Source organism: Microbacterium immunditiarum, assembly GCF_013409785.1.
In the GTDB taxonomy this organism is placed as follows: Bacteria; Actinomycetota; Actinomycetes; order Actinomycetales; family Microbacteriaceae; genus Microbacterium; species Microbacterium immunditiarum.
Genome location: NZ_JACCBV010000001.1, coordinates 2244964 through 2266923, shown reverse-complemented (window position 1 = coordinate 2266923; position 21960 = coordinate 2244964). Strand labels below are relative to the sequence as shown.

At 68.6% G+C, this 21960-nt stretch carries 22 protein-coding genes and 1 tRNA gene; 10 read left to right on the top strand and 13 right to left on the bottom strand.

The genetic code is table 11. The features are described from left to right. Positions 1-33 precede the first annotated feature (33 nt). The 3 genes from BJ991_RS10510 to istA all read right to left on the bottom strand — a co-directional run bounded on the left by BJ991_RS10510 (position 34) and on the right by istA (position 3195). The gene (locus BJ991_RS10510; RefSeq protein ID WP_179489782.1) at positions 34-360 is read right to left on the bottom strand and encodes a GNAT family N-acetyltransferase; all 327 of its coding nucleotides are present in this window, start codon (positions 358-360) and stop codon (positions 34-36) included. An 841-nt stretch (positions 361-1201) separates the two neighbouring features. After that, positions 1202-1990, bottom strand: a complete 789-nt coding sequence (istB, locus tag BJ991_RS10505) for an IS21-like element helper ATPase IstB (RefSeq protein WP_179487034.1) — start codon at positions 1988-1990, stop codon at positions 1202-1204. Next, on the bottom strand, positions 1990-3195 hold the full coding sequence (istA, locus tag BJ991_RS10500; RefSeq protein ID WP_179487033.1) for an IS21 family transposase: 1206 nt from the start codon (positions 3193-3195) through the stop codon (positions 1990-1992). Before istA ends, istB begins: the two co-directional genes overlap by 1 nt. Before the next feature lie 42 nt (positions 3196-3237). Here istA and BJ991_RS10495 point away from each other — a divergent pair, with 42 nt between their 5' ends. The 9 genes from BJ991_RS10495 (at position 3238) to BJ991_RS10455 (ending at position 10446) form a co-directional block, all read left to right on the top strand. After that, positions 3238-3444 (top strand): hypothetical protein, encoded by a 207-nt coding sequence (locus BJ991_RS10495; RefSeq protein ID WP_179489781.1) that lies wholly within the window; start codon positions 3238-3240, stop codon positions 3442-3444. A gap of 69 nt (positions 3445-3513) precedes the next feature. Beyond that, positions 3514-4719 (top strand): epoxide hydrolase family protein, encoded by a 1206-nt coding sequence (locus tag BJ991_RS10490; RefSeq protein WP_179489780.1) that lies wholly within the window; start codon positions 3514-3516, stop codon positions 4717-4719. Between the two features lie 8 nt (positions 4720-4727). Then, on the top strand, positions 4728-5642 hold the full coding sequence (locus BJ991_RS10485; RefSeq protein WP_179489779.1) for an NADP-dependent oxidoreductase: 915 nt from the start codon (positions 4728-4730) through the stop codon (positions 5640-5642). A 112-nt stretch (positions 5643-5754) separates the two neighbouring features. Then, positions 5755-6354 carry an NADPH-dependent FMN reductase gene (locus BJ991_RS10480; protein ID WP_179489778.1) on the top strand — a complete coding sequence of 200 codons (600 nt, stop codon included), beginning with the start codon at positions 5755-5757 and terminating at the stop codon, positions 6352-6354. Positions 6355-6360: 6 nt separating this feature from the next. Further along, positions 6361-6909, top strand: a complete 549-nt coding sequence (locus BJ991_RS10475) for a carboxymuconolactone decarboxylase family protein (protein ID WP_218852926.1) — start codon at positions 6361-6363, stop codon at positions 6907-6909. After that, positions 6899-7972: a redoxin domain-containing protein gene (locus tag BJ991_RS10470; RefSeq protein WP_179489777.1), complete on the top strand. Its 1074-nt coding sequence runs from the start codon at positions 6899-6901 to the stop codon at positions 7970-7972. The genes BJ991_RS10475 and BJ991_RS10470 overlap by 11 nt, the downstream gene beginning before the upstream one ends. 21 nt (positions 7973-7993) lie before the next feature. Further along, the gene (locus tag BJ991_RS10465; protein WP_179489776.1) at positions 7994-8551 is read left to right on the top strand and encodes a hypothetical protein; all 558 of its coding nucleotides are present in this window, start codon (positions 7994-7996) and stop codon (positions 8549-8551) included. Positions 8552-8875: 324 nt separating this feature from the next. Continuing rightward, positions 8876-9514 carry a MerR family transcriptional regulator gene (locus tag BJ991_RS10460; RefSeq protein WP_179489774.1) on the top strand — a complete coding sequence of 213 codons (639 nt, stop codon included), beginning with the start codon at positions 8876-8878 and terminating at the stop codon, positions 9512-9514. Next, a complete protein-coding gene (locus tag BJ991_RS10455; protein WP_179489772.1) occupies positions 9511-10446 on the top strand; it encodes an NAD-dependent epimerase/dehydratase family protein in 936 nt (311 codons plus the stop codon). The genes BJ991_RS10460 and BJ991_RS10455 overlap by 4 nt, the downstream gene beginning before the upstream one ends. A gap of 541 nt (positions 10447-10987) precedes the next feature. On the opposite strand, the gene BJ991_RS10450 is transcribed toward BJ991_RS10455, so the two are convergent. The 3 genes from BJ991_RS10450 to BJ991_RS10440 form a co-directional block, all read right to left on the bottom strand. After that, positions 10988-11062, bottom strand: a tRNA-Gln gene (locus BJ991_RS10450). An 84-nt stretch (positions 11063-11146) separates the two neighbouring features. Beyond that, entirely contained in the window at positions 11147-12661 is a 1515-nt protein-coding gene (gltX, locus tag BJ991_RS10445; RefSeq protein ID WP_179489770.1) for a glutamate--tRNA ligase, read from the bottom strand. Between the two features lie 18 nt (positions 12662-12679). Then, positions 12680-13657, bottom strand: a complete 978-nt coding sequence (locus tag BJ991_RS10440) for a LysR family transcriptional regulator (RefSeq protein WP_179489768.1) — start codon at positions 13655-13657, stop codon at positions 12680-12682. Positions 13658-13739: 82 nt separating this feature from the next. Between BJ991_RS10440 and BJ991_RS10435 the strand changes: the two genes are divergently transcribed. After that, positions 13740-14843, top strand: coding sequence for an aminotransferase class V-fold PLP-dependent enzyme (locus BJ991_RS10435; RefSeq protein WP_179489766.1), 1104 nt, complete (start codon positions 13740-13742; stop codon positions 14841-14843). On the opposite strand, the gene BJ991_RS10430 is transcribed toward BJ991_RS10435, so the two are convergent. The 7 genes from BJ991_RS10430 to BJ991_RS10400 form a co-directional block, all read right to left on the bottom strand. Then, the gene (locus BJ991_RS10430) at positions 14754-16076 is read right to left on the bottom strand and encodes an MFS transporter (RefSeq protein WP_179489764.1); all 1323 of its coding nucleotides are present in this window, start codon (positions 16074-16076) and stop codon (positions 14754-14756) included. The genes BJ991_RS10435 and BJ991_RS10430 overlap by 90 nt on opposite strands. Positions 16077-16098: 22 nt before the next feature. Beyond that, positions 16099-16866 (bottom strand): fumarylacetoacetate hydrolase family protein, encoded by a 768-nt coding sequence (locus tag BJ991_RS10425; RefSeq protein ID WP_179489762.1) that lies wholly within the window; start codon positions 16864-16866, stop codon positions 16099-16101. 46 nt (positions 16867-16912) lie between these two features. Then, positions 16913-18019, bottom strand: a complete 1107-nt coding sequence (locus BJ991_RS10420; protein WP_179489760.1) for a branched-chain amino acid aminotransferase — start codon at positions 18017-18019, stop codon at positions 16913-16915. Between the two features lie 45 nt (positions 18020-18064). Next, positions 18065-19117 carry a 3-isopropylmalate dehydrogenase gene (locus BJ991_RS10415; protein WP_179489758.1) on the bottom strand — a complete coding sequence of 351 codons (1053 nt, stop codon included), beginning with the start codon at positions 19115-19117 and terminating at the stop codon, positions 18065-18067. Between the two features lie 55 nt (positions 19118-19172). Continuing rightward, entirely contained in the window at positions 19173-20777 is a 1605-nt protein-coding gene (gene serA, locus BJ991_RS10410) for a phosphoglycerate dehydrogenase (protein WP_179489756.1), read from the bottom strand. 156 nt (positions 20778-20933) lie between these two features. Further along, positions 20934-21284 (bottom strand): bacitracin resistance protein, encoded by a 351-nt coding sequence (locus BJ991_RS10405; protein WP_246301076.1) that lies wholly within the window; start codon positions 21282-21284, stop codon positions 20934-20936. Then, positions 21281-21838 (bottom strand): DNA polymerase III subunit gamma/tau, encoded by a 558-nt coding sequence (locus BJ991_RS10400; RefSeq protein WP_179489754.1) that lies wholly within the window; start codon positions 21836-21838, stop codon positions 21281-21283. Before BJ991_RS10400 ends, BJ991_RS10405 begins: the two co-directional genes overlap by 4 nt. Positions 21839-21960: the final 122 nt, after the last annotated feature.

Here is a 21960-nt window from a genome sequence, read left to right as displayed (position 1 = left end):
CGCACGTGCGGTGTTCGATGCGCCGTCGAGTCGTCAATAGTCGGGGCGGGATGCGTCGACAAGGTCGAGGTTCTCGGGGTACCTCTCGAGGAACGCTTTGACAACTGGGCACAGAACCGTGATGCGTTCGCTTCGCCGGCGGATGTCGTCGAGTGCGTAGGCAATGAGTTCGTCGGATATCCCCCGGCCCCGGTACGCGGGTATCACGGTGGTCGTCAACAGCACCAGCCGCTCATCGGATCGTTCGTACTGAACGGTCGCGACCTCCAGGTCCGCGAGCGTGGCGACGTACGCGTGGCGGTCCTCGCGGCGCATGACGGCTAGATCGTCGTCGAGCTCCGTGGACGGCTCATCCGACACGACGTCTGCGCGCTGTGGTCTCGAGTGATTCGTCCCCACGATGCGCGGTCCCTTCCGATACGTGGAATCTTCGTAGTCATCTGCGGCGGAGCAGCAAGGCAGGCCATACCCCCGGCTTGTTCCCCGGTCCGCGCGGCGAGCCTCCCTCGCCGCACGGCTTTTGAGGCGACCTCACTGAGGCGGGGACCTTGAGATTCGGCTGTATCGAGACATCGCTCTCACCGGCGGTGGGCCAATGCACCTCGTCCAGCGCTTGCGGACTGGTCATGTGTCGGTGCCTGCACGCGCTCGTTGCGAGCTCGCAACCTCACAGGGATACCGGGACGAGGCGGAAGGTACTCACTCCGGAGGTTGGATCGGGTGACCGCCGCGACGCGTTCCACAGGTGCGCGAAGCGGGGTTGGGGAATCGTGGGGATCGTCCGGATTCCGAACTGCGCCGTCTTCATTGATCCCGACGCGGCACAGGACGATACCGGCATATCGGATCCGCCACAACCCTTGCCGCCGACACGATGCGAGCGTATATTGCCAGCCACGTCCAGCTTCCCCGGCTGGTGATGGCAGATCCTCGTCGCAGTTCACAAGAGGCGGCGCCGGCGGTCTCCCCGACAGTTCGGGTACTCGCAAACCAGCTCGACGACCTCACCCTCGTGCGCCATCTGCGCGCGACCCGCCAGTCGGCCTCCAGTTATTCGCGTCATCGGCGACTCCGCGTCGCCTGAGTGGTTGCGACACTCGTGCGCCCGACTAGCTGGACTTCCTCTGGGAGCGGTGTCGGCGACGGTTGAGAACCAGGCCAAAACGACGGGCGAAAACTAGGCCACCGATTCGTCGTTTCGTCAGTCTGCCGGATCTTGCGTCTTGATGCTGGGGAGGCTGTCGATGCCTCGTCCGCGGAGCCGGTAACTGGCGCCCTTCAGCGTGAGCACGTCGGCGTGGTGGACGATCCGGTCGATCATCGCGGCGGCGACGGCTTGGTCTCCGAAGACGCCGCCCCAGCCAGAGAACGGCAGGTTGCTGGTGAGGATCAATGAGGCGTGTTCGTAGCGGGATGAGACGAGCTGGAAGAAGAGGTTTGCGGCGTCTTGCTCGAACGGGAGGTAGCCGACTTCGTCGACGATGATCAGCCCGTAGCGTCGTAGCCGGGCGAGTTCCTGCGGGAGCCGGCCCTGCCGGTGAGCGTCGGTGAGACGGGTGACCCAGTCCGTCGCGGTCGCGAACAACACCCGGTGCCCGTGCCTCGCGGCAACGATCCCGAGAGCGGTCGCGAGATGAGTCTTGCCGGTTCCGGGCGGGCCGAGCAGGACGACGTTCTGCGCCTCGAGGAGGAACCCTCCGGAGGCGAGTCCGGCGATCTGCTGACGGGCTGCCGGCTGAGCGTCCCAGTCGAAGTCCTCGAGAGTCTTCCGGGCGGGGAACCCGGCGGCTTTGATCCGCAGCTCCGCGCCAGACGCGTTCCGCGCTGAGACTTCGCGTTCGAGGACGGCGGCGAGGTAGTCCTCGAACGACCAGCCCGCGTCCCGTGCTTGGGTGGCCATCCGGCCGGCCGCTTCAGTGATCCTCGGTGCTTTCAGCGCTCCGGCGAGATAGGTGATCTGCTTGACGGCGTCGGTCTGCTTGGCGGCCATCAGGCGACTCCCTCGATCCCGAAGGCGCGGTCGTAGTCAGCGAGATCCCTGGTGAGGTCGTCTCCGACGACGGCAGGGCGGGGCTGCTGGAACTGCTGCCGCAACCGTCGCGCCGTCTCGACATGAGCCGGGTCCGTGACGATGCTTCCGCGCGCCCAGACCCGGGCGTGGTCGGCGACGACGCGCCCATCCATCCTGACTCGGACGCGGTCCAGGTCTGCGGTCACGTCAACGATGCGGCCGATCGCTTGCGGGTCGACGGAGTAGTCGGACGCATCGAGGCGGACGTAATAGTCCCGGCCGAGCCTGACCCGTTCCCGCCAGCCCAGCTGCAACGGGATCGGCGGCAACGGCAGCATCCTCGAGCGGTCGTGCTCGATCAGATCGACCGGACGTGCCTTGAGGGTCCGCACGACCCTGCCGTTCGCGTTCTCCAGCCAGTCGGCGAGCTGGGCGTTGAAGTCCGCCGGTGAGGCGAAGGCCCGGCCGGGCATGAACGAGGTCTCGAACCAGCCGTTGCGCCGCTCGACGATCCCCTTCGACTCCGGGTCGAAGGGGCGCAGCTGCACGACCTTCGCCGCGAGGGTCCCCGCGAATGCGGCGACGCCTTGCGCGAGCCGCCCCTTCTGACCGATGCCGGGCTCGTTGTCCCAGATCAGCCGTCGCGGCACCGCCCCTAGTTGCTGGATCAGCTCCCACGACCCGAGCAGCAGATCCTCCGTCTTGCGCGTCGGGATCATCCTCGCGGTCACGAACCTCGAATGCGCCGCGACGATCACCAACACCGGCAGCAGCACCGCCGTGCCGTCCTCGAGCGGGATCTTCCGGGGCGGGAACCACAGGTCGCACTGCGCCGCATCACCCGCTGCCCAACTGAGCCGATCAGCGGGATCGACCGGGCGGTGCTCCGGCCGCAGCCGACGCACGTTCTCCCGGAACCAGGTGATCGACCCCGACCACTCAAGCCGCTCCGCGATCACCGTCGCCGGCATCGACGGATGCTCCGCCAGCAACGCTCTGACTCTCGCCTCGAACGGCGAGAACGACGTCGGCTGCAGCGGCCGCTGATACCTCGGCGGCCGGTCAGACCGCACCGCCGCCGCGACCGTGTCCCGCGCGATACCGAGATCTCGAGCAACCTGACGCTGCGGAACACCGTCCGCGACAAGCCGCCTGATCAACGCCCAATCTTCCAAGGAGATCACCCACCCAATCTGGTCCGGGTGGCCTAGTTTTCAAGCGTCGTTTTGGCCGGGTTCTGGAGCGTCGTCGACAAGCGGTTCGCCGACCCCTCCGCCGGCCTGCACGGGCAACTTGACCTCCGCGCGGGCAGACCCACCGGCTCCTCCTGGGAGGCGGCCAACTTCGACATCATCCTGTGGTCCGCTTCCTGGGGGGCATCGGTCCTCTACTGGGACGTGCGCACCGCGCTCGACGCCGATTGGAGCCCATGAACACCCGCATCACCGCACCAGTCCCCTCAACCCAATCCACAAATCGTCCCGAACAGAACGGACACTGTCATGGTCATCTCCGCTGAAGCCGAAGTCGGCCTGCGGCCCTTCCAGATCGACATCCCCGAAGCCGACCTCGCCGACCTCCGCGCCCGAATCGACGCCACCCGCTGGCCCTCACGCGAACTCGTCGACGACCGCTCACAGGGCGTGCAACTCGCCACCCTCAGAGCCCTCGCCAAGTACTGGGCCACCGAGTACGACTGGCGGCGAGTCGAAGCCCGGCTCAACGCCATGCCGCAGTACATGACCGAGATCGACGGCATCGACATCCACTTCATCCACGTCCGCTCTCCGCATGAGAACGCGATGCCGCTCATCATGACCCACGGCTGGCCCGGGTCGGTGATCGAGCTGCTGGACGTCATCGACCCGCTCACCAACCCCACCGTCTACGGGGGCAGCGCTGAGGACGCCTTCCACGTGGTCCTCCCGTCCCTTCCCGGCTACGGCTTCTCGGGCGAGCCGACCGAACTGGGCTGGGAGAACGGACCCATCGCCCACGCGTGGGCGCAGTTGATGGACCGCCTCGGCTACACCGAGTACGTCGCGCAAGGCGGCGACGTAGGCGCGGCTGTCACCGACGCGATGGGCCGGCAGGCCCCAGCGGGACTTCGCGGCATCCACGTGAACCTGCTCGCGCTGGCCATCGCACTCAAAGACCACCTGCCGTCCGCCACCGAGCAAGAACGTGCCGCCCACGAAGCCCTCGCGACTTTCACCTCGGACGGCTACGGGTACTTCCTCGAACAGACCACCAGACCGCAGACCATCGGCTATTCCTTGCTCGACTCTCCCGTGGGCCTGGCCGCGTGGATGCTCGACCACGACACCGACAGCTACTACAAGATGTCCCGCGCTTTCGTCGAGCAGGATCCGGTGGGCAACCTCACCCGTGACAACATCCTGGACAACATCACGCTGTACTGGCTGCAAGGGAGCGGCGCATCCGCGGCCCGCTGGTATTGGGAGTTCGGCCGGTTCCTCGCCGCGGCCGGCGCTTCCGGCCAGGCTCCTCCCCCGGTGGCTGTCCCCGTCGGCTTCACTGCGTTCCCTGGCGAGATCTGGGCTGCGCCTGAGAGCTGGGTCGAAGTCGCCTACCCCGGCGTCGCCTACTACAACGCGGTTGAAGAGGGCGGCCACTTTGCCGCGTGGGAGCGGCCTGCGCTGTTCGCCTCCGAGGTCCGAGCTGCGTTCCGTCCCCTCCGAGGATGAGATGCCTCATGAAGGCGATCACTGTCGCGGAGCAGGGCATCGGCGTCGAAGCGATGACATACGGCGACGTGGACTACCCCCACGCCGCCGAGAATGACGTCATCGTCCGGGTGCAGGCTGCCGGCTTCACCACCGGGGAACTGACCTGGCCGGGCACCTGGACCGACCGAGCCGGCCGGGACCGGACGCCCAGCATCCCGGGGCATGAGCTGGCCGGCGTCGTCCACGAACTCGGATACGGCACAACCGGGCTCACCGTCGGGCAGCGGGTGTTCGGACTGACCGACTGGACACGCAACGGATCTCTGGCCGAGTACACCGCGGTGGAAGCCCGCAACCTCGCACCCCTGCCAGCCAACGTCAGCTATGTGGACGGTGCAGCCCTCGCGATCTCCGGGCTCACATCCTGGCAAGGACTGTTTCAACACGGACGGCTCGAAGCCGGGCAGGTGGCCATCATCCACGGCGCCGCCGGGGCAGTCGGATCCACCGCGGTACAGCTCGCGCACCAAGCTGGCGCTAGGGTCATCGGGACTGGACGGGCAGGGGACCGCGCGGCAGTCCTGGAGATGGGAGCGCACGAGTTCGTCGACTTGCAGAGCGACGAGCTCGAGAAGGTCGGTGAGGCGGACCTCGTCTTCGACGTTCTCGGTGGCGAGATCTTCCAACGCTCACTCAGCGTCCTCCGCGATGGCGGCCGCATCGTCACGATTCCCGCCCCGCCGCCGCGACAGCCGGAGAACGGCATCGCCCTCTACTTCGTGGTCGAGCCGAACCGCCCAGAACTGGCCGAACTCGCTCGGCAAGTGCAGGAGGGCAGGCTCCGACCACGAGTGGGGGCGGTCCGCCCACTCGCCGAGGCAGCGGCGGCATTCGCCCCAGGGAAGGGCGGCCGTGGCAAGACCATCATCACCGTCGGGTGACTGCCGTCACCAACACAACAAACGCATTGCAGGAGTGCTGCGGCCAGCCCGCACGCGGGTCCGGTCGCTGGCCGCGGCACTTCCCCTAACGTGAACAGATTGGAGCCCACCGATGTCCACCTACAACATCGGGTTCTTCGTAGGGAGCTTGTCGAGCACCTCCATCAACAGGATCCTCTCGAAAGCGCTGATCACCCTCTCTCCGCCGGACCTCACCTTCACTGAGATCGAGATCCGCAACCTGCCCCTCTATAGCCAGGACTACGACGCGGACTTCCCGGCTCCGGCCCGCGTGCTCAAGCAGGCAATCGACGCCTCGGACGGCATCCTGTTCGTCTCTCCGGAGTTCAACCGCTCCATCCCCGGCGCGCTCAAGAACGCCATCGATTGGGGCTCGCGACCCTGGGGTTCGAACTCCTTCGCCATGAAGCCCACCGGCATCATCGGCGCCTCGCCCGGACACATCGGGACCGCGGTCATGCAAGCCTCGATGCGGAGCGTGCTGAGCTTCCTCGACGCGCCACAGCTGAACGCGCCAGAGGCGTACATCATCTTCGACTCCGATCACTTCGGCCAGGACGGCTCGGTAAGCGACGCCCGTACGGCCGACTTCCTCCGCCACTACATGGAGGAGTATGACGGATTCGTTCGGCGAGTTCTCGCGTCCGCCCCCGGACACATCGGCGACCCGCATCCCGAGAGCACCAAGTAAGCCAGGGTGCAGGCATCGGTTATGGATCACTCACCTGCTGGGACTAGCGGCGACGTCACGTTTGAGGACATCCGCTTTCATCCGGACGACTCCGCCCTCTACCCGCTCGCCCTCGCAATGGCAGCACGATTCGGGTACACCGCCGAACTGATCCTCGACCGCCAACTGGCAGAGCTGCTCCGCCTTCGCGTGGCGCAGCTCAACCCGTGCGCGTATTGCCTCATCCTGCACACCCGGGTCGCCCACGACATCGGGATCCCCCCGTTCCTCATCGCCCACCTTGCGGCCTGGCAGGACAGCGCTTCCTTCACCCCTCGAGACAAGGCGGCACTGGCGTACTGCGAGAGCCTCACGCTGTACGACACCGCCGTGTTCGCATCACGCCACGAAGAGCTGACGCGACACTTCTCCCCCGCCGAGATAGCCGAAATCGCGGCCGTCGTCATCAACATGGCCGTGTGGACGCGGCTCAAGCTCGCGCAGGGCAGCGTGCCCGTCGACCGCAGACCTGCTCTCGACCAATCCGGACTGGAGAGACCACCCCATGAGCGCTGAACCCACCTCTTCAGTCGAACCCACGGCGCCAGGTCCTCAACGCAATCGAATCATCAGCACCATCGCCCACTGGCTGACCGGCGACGCGGGCACGCTGCCCGACGAGGGGCCGCTCGCACCTCTGGACGGAGCATCGGGTTGGCTTAACTCCGAGCCACTCACCGCCGCCGACATGCGCGGGCACGTCGTCCTCGTCGACTTCTGGACTTACACCTGCGTGAACTGGATCCGCACCCTCCCCTACCTCCGCGAATGGCACGCCAAGTACGAGGCCGACGGGCTCCTCACCGTCGGCGTCCACAGTCCCGAGTTCAGCTTCGAACGAGAAACCGACAACGTCACGCGTGCTGCCCGAAACCTCGACGTCAGCTACCCCATCGCGCTCGACAGCGACTTCCAGGTCTGGCAAGCGTTCAGCAACCGGTTCTGGCCCGCTCTGTACATCGCCGACGCGAATGGTCGCCTCCGGCACCACCACTTCGGCGAAGGCGAGTACGCGCAAACCGAGATGGTGCTGCAGCGACTGCTCTTGGAAGCAGGGGCGGACATGCTCGATACCCGCCTCGTCGAACCCTCGTCAAGCGGACTTGAAGTTGCCGCGGACTGGCGGTCTCAACGGTCGCCGGAAACCTACCTCGGGTTAACGCGTGCCAACGGCTTCGTGCGAGCGGGCGTCGCTCCCCCGGGCGTCGCGTACGAGTACAGCGGCCAGAGCGTCCTAACACTCAACTCCTGGGATCTCGAGGGGACGTGGACTGACACAGGCGAGGCGATCATCGCCGGCGGCGCGGGCGCTCGTATCGCCTTCGAGTTTCACTCCCGAGACGTCAACCTCGTCATGGGACCTGGTTCCTCGGGCGCCCCAATACCGTTCGCTGTGACGCTCGACGGCAACCCGCCGGGCAAAGCCGCTGGAGGTCACGTCGACAGTTACGGCCACGGCGTCCTGCGGCACCACGACGCACACCAGCTCATCCGCCAGCCCAACTTGTTCGCCTCACACCGGTTCGAGATCGAGTTCTTTGCGCCCGCGGCGGCCGCCTACTGCTTCACGTTCGGGTGACTCACACGAAAGGAGCGCACGATGGGCGCTTTTGACTGGCTCTTTGGCCGCAATCGGGACACCGCAACAGAGCAAAACCCGCCCGGCGAGAGTGCCTCCAGCGTCGCAATCGTAGAGTATGAACGGATGCTCGCCACCGCGCCCCCGGAAACGGTCGAGAAGATCCACTATGAGACCTTCGAACGACTCACCACCGAACAGCGCGGGACGATCTTCCACAGGCTCAACGACATAGCGATCGGCGACGCCGCCAGGCCGCATGACGCCAGTGCCGCGAGCTTGGCGGCCGCCGCAACGAGGGCGGAGCGCCATAACCCGGGGACTATGAGGAAGGTCCTGTACGACCCCCACGGTGCACCCGGCGACGACCCTCGCGCGGGCTTGGACAACAACACGCTGGCGACCTTTCTCGCCTACGAGTTGTTTTGCACGTTCGCGTTGACGACCTTGGCGTGGCAAGCATGGAGCCCGGTCGGTGACTCGGCCACAGGAGACGAGGCGCCCGACTCGGGCGCGCAAGACGCTTTCGCCGGTCCCGACGCAGACAGCGGGTTCGACGGATTCTTCGACCTCGGCTAACCCGTGACTACCTCCGCGGGGGTCACCGCTACACGAGCACCATACCCGCCCGTCACAGAGCAGCGGCTGCAACAGCTACTCGCCCGGGTCGCCAAAGAAGCGGCCCGACGCCCGTCCAACCGACGTCGACGAGCTGTCTGACCGTGGCGCAGACCCGAACGAACTCGTCAACCGCGGGTCTGTCAGATGAACGGTGGATCGGTATGGTCCGCGACGCTCAAGCCGAGATCGACGGCACCGCCACCGGGCGCTCGTTCCGCCGCGCCACGGCCTCGCGCTGATCCTTGCTGGTAGTATCACTATCGATAGTGATACTATCAGTAAGTGAGAATCGGTGAAGCGGCCGCAGCAGTCGGTGTGACCACTGCGACGTGGAAGTACTACATCCGTGAAGGCCTCGTGCCGGAGGGCGAGCGACTCGGCGCCAACCGCACCGACTACGACGAGGCGCACGTGCAACGGGCGAGGCTCGTGCGCGCGTTGCTCACCACCGGCGGTCTCACCATCAGCGCTGCACGAGACGTGCTGGGCGTGCTCGACTCGCACCATGACCTCGTCTACGCGTTCGCGGCGGTGCAACATGCGCTCGACGCGGGCCGCCCGCCCGGCTCGGCGGCATCCCGAGACCGAGTTGACGAGGTCGTTTTGGCGAAGGGCTGGCACACGTCGGGCGGCAACCCAGGTCTCGACACCGCCGCGCGGGCGCTCGATGCGTTCGACGCGATCTCGGCGCACGTCGGTGACGACTATCTGGCCGCCTATGCCGACGCGGCCGAGCGCATCGCCCAGGCCGACCTCGCTCTGCTGGCCGGCCTCGACCGACCCGATCACGTCGTCGAGGCGATGGTGGTCGGCACGGTGATGGGCGACAGCCTCATCGCGGGCCTGCGCAGGCTCGCTCAGGAACACGAGACGTCTTTCGTCTCGAACACAAAACAGGACCGGAGAAAGGAATCCACGTGAATACTCATGTCGTGCTCGGTGGCAACGGTTCGGCCGGTCGCGCCACCGTTGCCGCGCTCATCGCAAAAGGGCTCGATGTCGTCTCGGTGAGTCGCACATCCGCAGCTCCTTCCGGTGCTCGCTCTGCGGTCGCCAATCTGCTGGATCTCGCGCAGACGAGGGCTGCCGTCGATCGTGCCAGCGTCGTGTACCTGGCAGCCGGGCTGCCGTACTCCACGAAGGCATGGCGCGCGCAGTGGCCGGTCGTCATGCGCAACACGATCGCCGCCGCGCGCGACTCCGGCGCGCACCTGGTGTTTCTCGACAACGTCTATCCATATGGCCAGGTCGACGGCCCGATGACCGAACAGACTCCCTATCGACCCACGACCGGAAAGGGCCGTCTGCGTCTGGAGCTGATCCGGATGCTGCAGTCGGCCACCGACGGCGGTTTCGGTGCCACGATCGTGCGGTCCGCCGACTTCTACGGACCCGGTGTGGCTACGAGCGTGTTCAACACGTTTGTGATCGACAACGTGGTGGCCGGAAAGCCGCCGGTGTGGATGTTCGACGCGAGCCATCGGCACTCGATGACGTTCGTTCCGGACCTCGGGGAGGCGCTCGCGCTCGTCGGCACGACCCCCGCGGCGCAGGGCCGCACCTGGCATGCGCCGACCGCAACGCCGGCCCTCACGGGCGAACAGCTCATGCTCCTGGCAACGGGTGGTGCGCGCCCCGTGCGCACCATGTCGCGATTCACGGTGCGCCTCGGCGGACTGTTCGTGCCGACGGCGCGCGAGACGCTTGAGCTGTCGTACCAGAACACGAGCGACTATGTGTTCGACTCGAGCGCGATCGAGCGCGAGCTCGGGCTCGTGCCGACCTCGTACGAGGAGGGGATCGCACGGTCGCTCAAGGCGGCACGGTCGGGGGCGTCCGCCGCGGCGCGCTGACGCGCGCGGAGGGCGGCGACCGGCGGCGGCTGCTCTGAGCGCGTTGGGTCGTAAGGCCGCGCTGTTCGAGCATGTCGACGCGGCGGAGGTCCGCGTTCGGGTAACGCAAGCCCGCCCGTAGTAGTCGGCGCCGCGGACATACCCGGCAGGTTCCTCCTAAGCCGACGGTTCGAACCTCGGTAGCCGTCTGCCGGTCTGGTCCTGGCCCGACTCCAGGATCGGTCGCAGATGCGCGTATCGCGGAGACCGGACCCGGGATTCGAGCGCGATCCCAGCAGCGGCTTCGACCCGCGCAGCGGAGTAGCGGGGGGTCATCCGCGGCACTGCCAGCGCAGCGCCGAGCCCCTGCGCGTCGAACCCGACCGCATTCGCGTCACGGGCGACCGTCAAGTCGTCAACGCCCGGATCCGCGAGATCAGCGCCGAGCTGGCCGTTACGCGGCAGCGCAGCGGTGGAAAAACAAGAACTCCCCTCTCGCAAGAGGGGAGTTCAGTTCGTTCCATGGCCAGTTCATTTGACCATGGTTCGAGTAACGTTCGTATGGCTGGGGTACCTGGACTCGAACCAAGAACAACTGAACCAGAATCAGCCGTGTTGCCAATTACACCATACCCCACCGGTCTCGACCGGGGTCGTGCCGAGGATCAAGTCTAGACGACCGGCACCCCTGCTCCAAACCGAGCGGATCCCGCGCGCGTCGTCAGCCGCGGTGGTCGACGAACGCCGCGAGGCGACGGAGCGTCTCGCCCTTGCCGAGCAGCTCCATCGACTCGAACAGCGGCGGCGAGACGCGGCGTCCGGTCAACGCGACGCGCAGCGGGCCGTACGCGACGCGCGGCTTGAGCCCGAGTCCCTCGACGAGCGCGCCGGCGAGCGCCGCCTGCACGGACGCGGCCGTGAACTCCGACTCCGGGATGAGCTCGAGCGCCGAAACGGACGCGACCGCGACCTCGGCGGCGTTCTCGGGGAGCGACTTCAGGGCGTCCTCGGCGTACGTGATCGAGTCCGTGAACAGGAACCCGAGAAGGCCCGGCACCTCGCCGAGCAGTTGCACGCGCTCCTGCACGAGCGGGGCGGATGCCGCGATGAGCGTCTTCTGCTCTGGCGTCGGGCTCTCGGCGACGAGCCCGGCGGATGCCAGGTAGGGGACGATCCGCTCCGCGAAGTCGGCGGGCTGCAGCATCCGGATGTGGTCCCCGTTGATCGCCTCGGCCTTCTTCTGATCGAAGCGCGCCGGGTTCGGGTTCACGTCGGCGATGTCGAACGCGGCGATGAGCTCGTCGAGCGTGAAGACATCGCGGTCGGAAGCGATCGACCAGCCGAGCAGCGCGAGGTAGTTCAGTAGGCCCTCGTGGATGAAGCCCTTCTCGCGCTGGAGGAACAGGTCGGCCTTCGGGTCGCGCTTGGACAGCTTCTTGTTGCCCGTCTCGCCGAGCACGAGCGGCATGTGCCCGAAGCGCGGCACGAACGTCGTGATGCTGGCGTCGATGAGCGCGCTGTAGAGCGCGAGCTGCCGGGCCGTCGAGGGCATGAGGTCTTCGCCGCGGATGACGTGCGTGATGCCCATGAGCGCGTCGTCGACCGGGTTCACGAACGGGTAGAGCGGCACTCCCCCGGCGCGCACGAGCACGAAGTCGGGGAACGAGCCCGCCGGGAACGTCACCTCGCCGCGGATGAGGTCGACGTACGTGAGGTCTTCGTCGGGCACGCGCAGACGCCACGCGGGCTCGCGGCCCTCGGCGCGGAACGCCGCCTTCTGCTCGTCGGTCAGGTGGCGGTCGTAGTTGTCGTAGCCGAGCTGCTTGGCGCGGCCGTTCGCCTCGTTGCGGGCGTCGATCTCCTCAGCGGTCGAGTAGCTCTCGTACACGGCGCCGGTCGCGATGAGCTTGCCGAGCACCTCGCGGTAGATCTCATGCCGCTCCGACTGGCGGTACGGAGCGTGCGGCCCGCCGACCTCGACGCCCTCGTCCCAGTCGATCTGCAGCCAGGTGAGCGCCTCGAGCAACTGGAGGTAGCTCTCCTCGCTGTCGCGCGCGGCATCCGTGTCTTCGATGCGGAAGATCAGCTTGCCGCCGTTGTGGCGCGCGTACGCCCAGTTGTAGAGGACGGTGCGGATGAGACCCACGTGCGGCAGCCCCGTCGGCGACGGGCAGAAGCGCACGCGCACGTCGGCGCCGGTCGCGGTCGTGGTGCGGGGATCGGGGGTGGAGGCCATTCGATCGATTTTAGTCGACTAACCGTCGGCGCCCCTGCCGGTGAGCACCGTCGGCAGCACGTGCAGCATCGTGTCGAGCGCCGCCCGGATCGATGGCACTCGCTCCGCGCCGTGCGCCGTCACGAGGTGAAGCGTGCGACGCTCGCCTACCGGGAGCGGCCGGGTCACGACACCGCCCAGCTTCGGGAACGCCTCGACCGCGAGGCGAGGAAGCGTCGCGACACCGATCCCCTGCGCCACGAGCCCCTCGACCGCGACGAAGTTGTCTGTCTCGAACGTGATGCGCGGCTCGAACCCCGCGCGTCCGCACAGCTCCATCAAGTGCCCCCGGCACCGCGGGCATCCGGCGATCCAGTTCTCGGACGCGAGGGTCGCGACGTCGAAGTCGTCGTGCTGAGCGGCCGGATGCTCCAGCGGCAGCACCGCGAGCATGTCGTCGTGCCCGGCCGTACGCACCGAAAGTCCGCGTGCGCTCGCCCCGTGCGGATCGTCGCGGTCACCGGGGTAGCTGAACGTGAGTGCGAGGTCGGCGCGGTCCTCGCGCACGGCCTCGACCGCCTCGGGCGGCTCGGCCTCGACGTACGTGACCTGGATGCCGGGATTCGTCGCCGCGAGCTCGCGCAGCAGGCGCGGGACGACGGTCGGCGACGCCGACGGGAACGAGACGAGCCGCACCCGGCCCGTGCGACCGCCGCGCAGCTGCGCGAGCTCACCCGCCGCCGCATCGAGGGCCGTCGTGACCGCGGGCGCGTGCCGTGCGAGCACCCGCCCCGCCTCGGTGAGGCGCACGCTGCGGCCGACGCGCTCGACGAGCGGCACCCCGAGGCGAGTCTCGAGGCGTTTGAGGTGCTGGCTGATCGCGGGCTGGCTGTAGCCCAGCACGGCAGCGGCGCCGGTGATCGACCCCTCGTCGGCGACGGCTTTGACCAGCCGCAGCGATTGCACGTCGAGACCGAGTCCGTCGGCGTCGAACGGATCGATGGTCGTGTCGGTCATAATTCGATCATAAGGCCACGTGATGTTTTGCATCGAATACCTGCTGTAGACGAATGGAACGGCCAGGACCAGACTCGACCCCATGGTCCAGGCACTTCTCCTCGCCCGTCCCGCTCGCGACGATGCGCCGCGGCGTGGCCTGAGCGTCGCCGACGTCCAGGAGCGGTTCGCGGGAGGTCGCGGCTACCTCGCCGCCTGCACGGCGGGGCTGCCGCCGCGCGCGGCGCACGCCGCGATCATCGCCGACGCGGATGCCGCAGCCCGCGGCCGCGTCGACGTCGCGGGCTACTCGGCGGCCGCCGAGCGCTCGCGCGCGCACTTCGCCGCACTCGTCGGCGTCTCCCCGACCCGAGTCGCCATCGGCTCGCAGACCTCTGTCTTCGCGGCGCTGGTCGCGGCATCCGTCCCCGCCGGCGGCGAGGTGCTGTGCGTCGAAGGCGACTTCGCCTCTCTGCTCCTCCCGTTCGTCCACGCACCGCAGGGGCTTCGCGTGCGTGCCGTTCCACTGCGCGAGCTCGCGGACTCCGTGACGGCGGACACCGGCATGGTCGTGTTCTCACTCGTGCAGTCCGCGACCGGCGAGGTGGCCGACGAGCGGGCCATCCGCGCGGCGGCGGCTCGCCACGGCGCCCGCACGTTCTGCGATGCGACGCAGGCGGTCGGGTGGCTGCCGGTCGAGGCATCCGGATTCGACGCTCTCGTGTGCCACACGTACAAGTGGCTATGCGCGCCGCGCGGCGTCGCGTTCCTCGCCCTCTCGCAGGAGTTCGAGCGCCAGCTGCCCGCGCTGTTCGCCGGCTGGTACGCCGGCGCCGACCCGTGGACGTCGTGTTACGGCCACGACGTGGCCCTCGCCGAGGACGCGACGCGCTTCGACGTGTCGCCCGCGTGGCAGGCGTTCGTCGGGGCCGAGCCGGCGCTCGAGGTGTTCGCGGCGGCCGACCTCGACGCGGTGCACGACTACACCACGGGGCTCGCGGCGAACTTCCGCCGGGGGCTCGGGCTCGAGATCCCCGAGATCGCGAGCGCGATCGTCACGTGGGATGACCCCGACGGCTGCGATCTCGCGCGCCTCACCGCCGCGGGGATCACCGCGTCAGGACGAGCCGGGCGCGCCCGCGTCGCGTTCCACGTGTTCAACGACGACCTCGACGTCGAGATCGCCCTCGCCGCTCTCGGTCGCTGACGACGGGCGGCGCCCCAGCGGCGACAGGGCGATCGTCGCGACCACGAGGAGGCCGGCGACGAGCGCGAGCCCGGCGTAGCCGATCCACGACAGGACGACGCCCGAGCCGATCGCGCCGACGGCTCCGACGAGGCTCATGATGAGGTCGCTGCGGCCCTGCCGCCGGGTGCGCAGCTCTTCGGCGGATGCCTCGGTGAGCAGTGTCGAGCCGGCGACGGTCGACGCACTCCAGCCGAGGCCTAGGAGCACGAGGGCGACCGTGACCGCGGTGGTGGACGCCTCGCCGAACGACGCTGTCAGCAGCGCCGCGATGAGCAGCGCCTGACCGACGAGGATCGTGGGCACACGCCCGAGGCGGTCGGCGAGGATGCCGAACACCGGCGACAGCGCGAACATGCCGGCGATGTGCAGGCTGATCGTCGTTCCGATGACGGTGAGCGAGGCGCCGTGGTGCAGCAGGTGCACGGGCGTCATCGCCATGACCGAGACCATCGTGCCGTGCGCGGCGGCGATCGCGAAGATCGCGTACCGCGCGACGAGGGGCTGGTCGGGCTTGGCGATCGCACGTGCGGTCTTGCCGGCGTCGCGAGCGACGAGGCGCTGCGCGAGGATGAGCGGGTCGGGACGCAGCGCGATCACGTACAGCGCGATGCCGAGGAGCTGGGCGACGATCGTGAACAGGTACGGCCCCGTGAGGGGCGGCATGCCGAGGAGCCGGCCGAGGTCCTCGCCCGGCCCCGTGAGATTCGGTCCGAGCACCGCGCCGATCGTCGTCGCCCACACGACGAGCGACAGGTCGCGCCCGCGCGTCGCATCGGTCGCGAGGTCGGCGGCGGCGAAGCGCGTCTGCAGGTTGACGGCCTGCCCTGCTCCGACGAGCCCGAACGCGAGGAGCAGCAGCGGGAACGAGCCCACCGCGACGCTGAACACGACGAGGATGACACCGACGAGTGCGATCGCCATGCCGAGCGCGAGCGAGGGGCGGCGCCCTCGAACCCGCGCGAACGCGGCGAACGGCACGGCGAGGGCGGCGGTGCCGAGGGTGATCGCCGCCGCGGCGAGACCGGAGAACGCCTCGTCGCCCGACAGCTCGGCGGCGAGCACCGCGCCGAGCGAGACCGTGGCGCCGAACGCGAGTCCGCCCAGGATCTGCCCGATCGAGAGCACCCAGACGGTCCGGCGCTGGATGCGCCCGACATCCGAGATCGTCAGGCTCGCGGTGTCCGTCTTCATCGTGTGGACCGTCCCGGCGCCGTCACGCGGCACGCGCGGGATTGCGCAGCGTGCCGAGACCCGTGATCTCGACCTCGACGGTGTCGCCCGCGACGAACGGGCCGACGCCCGCAGGCGTGCCCGTCAGGATGACATCGCCCGGCAGGAGCGTGAACGCGGCCGACGCGTACGCGATGACGTCGGCGAGCGAGAAGATCATGTCGCTGATCGGACCCTGCTGCCGCACCTCGCCGTTCACGCGCGTCGTGATCACTGCGTCGCCCGCGACGTCGAAGTCGGTCTCGATCGCCGGCCCGAGCGGGCAGAACGTGTCGAAGCCCTTCGCACGCGCCCACTGGCCGTCGGTCTTCTGCAGATCGCGTGCGGTGACGTCGTTCGCGATCGTGTATCCGAACACGTACTCGAGCGCGTCCTCGGCCGGCACGCTCTTCGCGATGCGGCCGATGACCGCCGCCAGCTCCCCCTCGAAGTCGACGCGCGACGACTGCGACGGCAGCACGATCGTGTCACCCGGCCCGATCACCGATGTGTTGGGCTTGAAGAACAGCATCGGCGCGTCGGGCACGTCGTTGCCGAGCTCGGCGGCATGGTCGCGGTAGTTGCGGCCAACGCACACGATCTTCGACCGCGGAATGACGGGCGCCAGGAGCACGGCGTCGGACACGGGCACGCGCTCGCCGGTCGTGTCGAAGCCCGCGAACATCGGGTCGCCCGAGAGGACGACGAGGTCGGTGTCGTCGACGATGCCGAACCGGATGGAGTCCTGGTGACTGAAGCGCGCGATTCTCACCGGATCACCCTATCCACCGGCTCCGACGCCGTCCGCTCCCGAACGGTCAATCGTCGAGCCGAAGCAGCCATCCGTGCTTGTCTTCGCGACGCCCGTACTGGATGTCTGTCAGCTCCTCGCGCAGCGACAGCGCGAGCTCGCCGATGGGCTGCTCGTCGAGGAAGTCCTTGCCCTTGAGCACGCCGATCGGGGTGACGACGGCGGCGGTGCCGCACGCGAACACCTCGACGATGTCGCCGGATGCCACGCCCTCGCGCCACTCCGCGAGCGAGATCGCGCGCCCTTCGACCTTGTGGCCACGATCACGCGCGAGCTGCAGGATCGAGTCGCGCGTGACGCCCTCGAGGATCGACTCGGACTGGGGGGTCACCAGCGTGCCGTCCTTGAAGACGAACACGACGTTCATGCCGCCGAGCTCTTCGACGTTGCCGTCCTGATCGAGGAACACGACCTGGTCGCACTCGTTCTCATACGCCTCGGACTGCGGCAGAAGGCTCGCCGCATAGTTGCCGCCCGTCTTGGCAGCACCCGTGCCGCCCTTGCCGGCGCGCGCGTAGTCCTCGCTGAGCCAGATCGACACCGGCTGCACGCCGCCCTTGAAGTACGCACCCGCGGGCGACGCGATCACGTAGTAGCCGACCTTGTGCGCGGGGCGCACGCCGAGGAACGCCTCCTTGGCGAACATGAACGGCCGCAGGTACAGGCTCTGGTCATCGCCTGCGGGAACCCAGTCGCCGTCGACCGCGATGAGCTCGCGCAGCGACTGGATGAAGTACGGCACGGGAAGCTCGGGCAGCGCGAGGCGACGCGCGGAGCGCTGCATCCGCCTGCCGTTCTGATCGGGCCGGAACGTGTGGATCGACCCGTCGGCGTGACGGTAGGCCTTGATGCCCTCGAAGATCTCCTGACCGTAGTGCAGCACGGCTGCGGCCGGGTCGAGCGAGAGCGGGCCGTAAGGCTGGACGCGCGGGCGGTGCCACCCGCCGCCGACCGACCAGCAGATGTCGACCATGTGGTCGGTGAAGCTCGTGCCGAAGCCCGGGTTCTCGAGGATCTTCTCGCGCTCAGCGGCGGATTTCGCCTGGAGGTTGCGGTGGACGGCGAACTCGAGCGGAGCGAGTCCGGTGTCCGGGTCGGAGTCGATGAGGGTCATGTCACGTCCTGAGGTTCTGTGTGGCGACGTGCCGGAGACTCCAGGTTACGCCTGGACGGCTCCGGCGATGGCGTCGCCGATCTGGGCGGTGGTGCGGGCAGCGGTCCCGCGTGCCGCGACGTCGGCCTCGACCGCGCGGGTGACGCGGGCGGCCTCGTCGCGCAGCCCGAGGTGATCGAGCAGCAGCGCGACGGAAAGGATCGCAGCGGTGGGATCGGCCTTCTGCTGACCTGCGATGTCGGGCGCCGAACCGTGGACGGGCTCGAACATCGAGGGGAACGCGCCGTCGGGGTTGATGTTGCCCGAAGCGGCGAGGCCGATGCCTCCTGTGACGGCGCCGGCCAGATCGGTCAGGATGTCGCCGAAGAGGTTGTCGGTGACGATCACGTCGAAGCGGCCCGGGTTCGTGACCAGGAAGATCGTCGCCGCATCGACGTGCAGGTAGTCTACGTCGACTTCGGGGTGCTCCCGCGCCACATCGTCGACGATACGCTTCCACATGGAGCCCGCGTGCACGAGCACGTTCGTCTTGTGCACGAGCGTGACCTTCTTGCGCCGCTGCTCCGCGAGGTCGAACGCGTAGCGCACGATGCGTTCGACGCCGAACGCGGTGTTGACGGACGTCTCGTTCGCGACCTCGTGCGGCGTGCCCTTGCGGATCGCGCCGCCGTTGCCGACGTACGGCCCCTCGGTGCCCTCGCGCACGACGACGAAGTCGATGTCGCCGGGCTCGGCGAGCGGGCCCGGCGCCCCCGCGTACAGCTTCGACGGCCGCAGGTTCACGTAGTGGTCGAGCTCGAACCGGAGCTTGAGCAGCAGCCCGCGCTCGATGTTCGCGTCCTTGAGGCGCGGGTCGCCTGGCACTCCCCCGACGGCCCCGAGGAGGATCGCGTCGTGCTGCCTGATCGCGTCGAGGTCGGCGTCCGTCAGCGTGTCGCCGGTCTCGAGATAGCGCGCGGCCCCCAGCGAGAAGCGGGTCTTGTCGAACCGGATGCCGCTGCCCGCGGTCGCCGCGTCGAGCACCTTCTCGGCCTCGGCGATGACCTCGGGTCCGATTCCGTCACCGGGGATGACAGCGAGCTTCACGACGCGCGACATTGCTCTCCTTGCTCGGGGTGGGGTGCGCGGAACGCGCAGGGCTCCAGGCTACGGGTCAGTCTTCGGTGATCTCGATCTGCCGGAAGAGGTCGGCGCCCACGGCCTCGCGCATCTGGTTGAGCACGGCCTCGGGCACGGGCGAGTCCACGGTCAGCACCGACAGGGCCCGGCCGCTCGCGTCGGGGTGCGCGACCTGGAGCCCTTCGATGTTGATGTTCTGGTCGCCGAGCTCCTTCGCGTAGATCGCGACGATTCCCGGGCGGTCCTGGTACCGCATCACGAGGTGGTACTGCGCGAACGGCACCTCGATCTCGTACCCGTTGATTCCCACGACCTTCGGCACCATGCGCGTGCCCGCGAGCGTGCCGGCGACCGTCAGGACCGTGCCGTCGGCGAGCGTGCCGCGCAGGATCGTGATGTTGCGGTACAGCGGGCTCTCGGCCTCCACGATGAGGCGCACCTCGATGCCGCGCTGCTCGGCGAACAGCGGTGCGTTCACGTACGACACGTTCTCGGAGACGATGCGCGTGAAGATGCCCTTGAGCGCCGCGAGGCGGTAGACGCTCACGTCGTAAGCGGCGAGCTCGCCGCGCACCTCGATGTCGAGGCTCGTGAGCGCGCCGTGCGCGAGGCCGGTGAAGAACTGCCCGAGCTTCTCGACGAGCGCGATGCCGGGGCGCACGAACGGGTCGATGACGCCGCCCGCGACGTTGACGGCGTCGGGCACGAGGTCGCCCTCGAGCGCGAGCTTGACCGAGCGTGCGACCGAGATGCCCGCCTTCTCCTGAGCCTCGTCGGTCGACGCGCCGAGGTGCGGCGTGACGACGACGTTCGGCAGGGTGAGCAGCCGGTGGGCGGAGCCGCCGTCGACGGGGGGCTCGCTCGTGAACACATCGAGCGCGGCGCCCGCGATCACGCCGTCCGACAGCGCCTGGTAGAGCGCGTCCTCGTCCACCAAGCCCCCGCGCGCGACGTTCACGAGGTAGGCGGTGCGCTTCATCGAGCTCAGCTGCTCGGTGCCGATCATCCCGGTCGTCTCGGGCGTCTTCGGCATGTGCACCGTGACGAAGTCGCTCTGCGCGAGGACCTCGTCGAAGCTCAGCAGCTCGACCTGGAGCTGCGACGCGCGGGCCGGCGTCACGTACGGGTCGTAGCCCACCACCCGCACGCCGAAGGCGCGCAGGCGCTCGGCGATGAGGCCGCCGATGCGGCCGAGGCCGATGATGCCGACCGTCTTCTCGAAGATCTCGGTCCCGGTGTAGGCGCTGCGCTTCCACGCGCCGCCCGCCAGCGAGGCGTGGGCGGCCGGGATGTGGCGCGCGAGGCTCAGGATGTGGCCGATCGTGAGCTCGGCCGCCGAGATGATGTTCGACGTCGGGGCGTTCACGACCATGACGCCCGCGGCCGTGGCGGCCTTGATGTCGACGTTGTCGAGGCCGACGCCCGCGCGGGCCACGACCTTCAGCTGCGGAGCAGCGGAGAGCGCCTCGCCGTCGATGCGCGTCGCCGAGCGGATGAGCACCGCGTGCGCGTCTGCCAGCGCCGCCAGCAGCGCCGAACGGTCCGTTCCGTCGACATGACGCACATCGAAGTCGGGTCCGAGTGCGTCGATCGTGGCGGGAGAGAGCTGTTCGGCGATGAGGACGACGGGCTTCGTCACGTGATGGTCCTTCGGAGCGGGCATGCCAGAGCGATTCGGATGCGACGGTGCGGTGGAAGTTCCTCGCTCGGGCCCGCGATCGGCAGGCGGCGAGGCCGTTCCCCAGCCTAGCGCGAGGCGCCTGCCGCGCTTGAACTCGTGACGCTCCGCTACGTCTCACCCACCGAGGAGCGACGCGCCGTAGACGGTCGCGTACCCCACGACGTTGAGCCAGAACACCGCGACGAGACCGAGGCCGGCGAGCAGCGCGAGGGCGAACTCGCCCGCGCGACGCCGGTAGCCGAGCCAGAACGCGATCGCGAACGCGATCAGCGGGAAGATCACCGCTGAGAGCAGCAGAGCCCACCCGTACCCGTTCAGCCCGAGCGGGCCGGTCGCCTGGATCAGGAGGAACGCGAGCGCGTTCCACACCGCGTACGCGTAGAAGAGGCCGAACACCCCGGCGATCGTCGCGGTGAGCCACACCGGCATGGGGCGGGTGGGCGTGGCATCCGTCATGTCGGTCATCGCCCGATCGCCCCCACCATGATGAACGGCCACGGGATGAGCAGGAGCGCACCGGCGGCGAGCCACACGAAGCGCACCCACAGGGGCGAGGTGCGCGTCAGGACGTAGACCGCCCCGAACCAGATGACGGGGCTCGCGGCGGCGAGCCACATCGCGACGTCGTACGCGACCGGCGAGACGAGGAACTGCGCGGTGCCGCGCAGGCGCAGACCTCCGACGATCCATCCGATGACGTAGAGGAGGTAAATGCCGCCGAGGACGCCGAGGCCGATGAGGGCGGCATTGCCGAGCGAAGCGGATGCCGCGCCCGCCGTCTCGCGATCGGCGAGCACTTCGGTCTCGCGACCGCCGAGGGCCGTCGTCTCGTCGGCATCCGCGCCCTTGGCGAACTCCTCGCTTCCCTTGCCCACGGCCGTGAAGCCCTCGGGGAGGACCTTCGTCGCGTCGGGCTCGGGCTCTGGCTCTGCCCCGGCCGGGGCGGCCGCACCGACGTCGAGCGTGGGGTCGTCGTCGCCCTCCCACGTCAGGGCGTCGTCGTCGCGTCCCGCTGTCACGGTGCCAGCGTAGTGGGCGGGACGCCCTCGGCCGCGCCACTTCGGCGCAGATGCTCACTGCTGCGGCAACGAGAACGCCGGCCGCCGCCGCCCCGGTTGGGGGCGACGACGACCGGCGGAAG

What these genes read in the sequence shown, in the direction of transcription:
- istB (WP_179487034.1), bottom strand. Translation starts at nt 1,990, where the DNA reads ATGGCCGCCAAGCAGACCGACGCCGTCAAGCAGATCACCTATCTCGCC.
- BJ991_RS10490 (WP_179489780.1), top strand. Translation starts at nt 3,514, where the DNA reads ATGGTCATCTCCGCTGAAGCCGAAGTCGGCCTGCGGCCCTTCCAGATC.
- BJ991_RS10485 (WP_179489779.1), top strand. Translation starts at nt 4,728, where the DNA reads ATGAAGGCGATCACTGTCGCGGAGCAGGGCATCGGCGTCGAAGCGATG.
- BJ991_RS10480 (WP_179489778.1), top strand. Translation starts at nt 5,755, where the DNA reads ATGTCCACCTACAACATCGGGTTCTTCGTAGGGAGCTTGTCGAGCACC.
- BJ991_RS10470 (WP_179489777.1), top strand. Translation starts at nt 6,899, where the DNA reads ATGAGCGCTGAACCCACCTCTTCAGTCGAACCCACGGCGCCAGGTCCT.
- BJ991_RS10465 (WP_179489776.1), top strand. Translation starts at nt 7,994, where the DNA reads ATGGGCGCTTTTGACTGGCTCTTTGGCCGCAATCGGGACACCGCAACA.
- gltX (WP_179489770.1), bottom strand. Translation starts at nt 12,661, where the DNA reads ATGGCCTCCACCCCCGATCCCCGCACCACGACCGCGACCGGCGCCGAC.
- BJ991_RS10440 (WP_179489768.1), bottom strand. Translation starts at nt 13,657, where the DNA reads ATGACCGACACGACCATCGATCCGTTCGACGCCGACGGACTCGGTCTC.
- BJ991_RS10435 (WP_179489766.1), top strand. Translation starts at nt 13,740, where the DNA reads ATGGTCCAGGCACTTCTCCTCGCCCGTCCCGCTCGCGACGATGCGCCG.
- BJ991_RS10430 (WP_179489764.1), bottom strand. Translation starts at nt 16,076, where the DNA reads ATGAAGACGGACACCGCGAGCCTGACGATCTCGGATGTCGGGCGCATC.
- BJ991_RS10420 (WP_179489760.1), bottom strand. Translation starts at nt 18,019, where the DNA reads ATGACCCTCATCGACTCCGACCCGGACACCGGACTCGCTCCGCTCGAG.
- BJ991_RS10415 (WP_179489758.1), bottom strand. Translation starts at nt 19,117, where the DNA reads ATGTCGCGCGTCGTGAAGCTCGCTGTCATCCCCGGTGACGGAATCGGA.
- BJ991_RS10405 (WP_246301076.1), bottom strand. Translation starts at nt 21,284, where the DNA reads ATGACCGACATGACGGATGCCACGCCCACCCGCCCCATGCCGGTGTGG.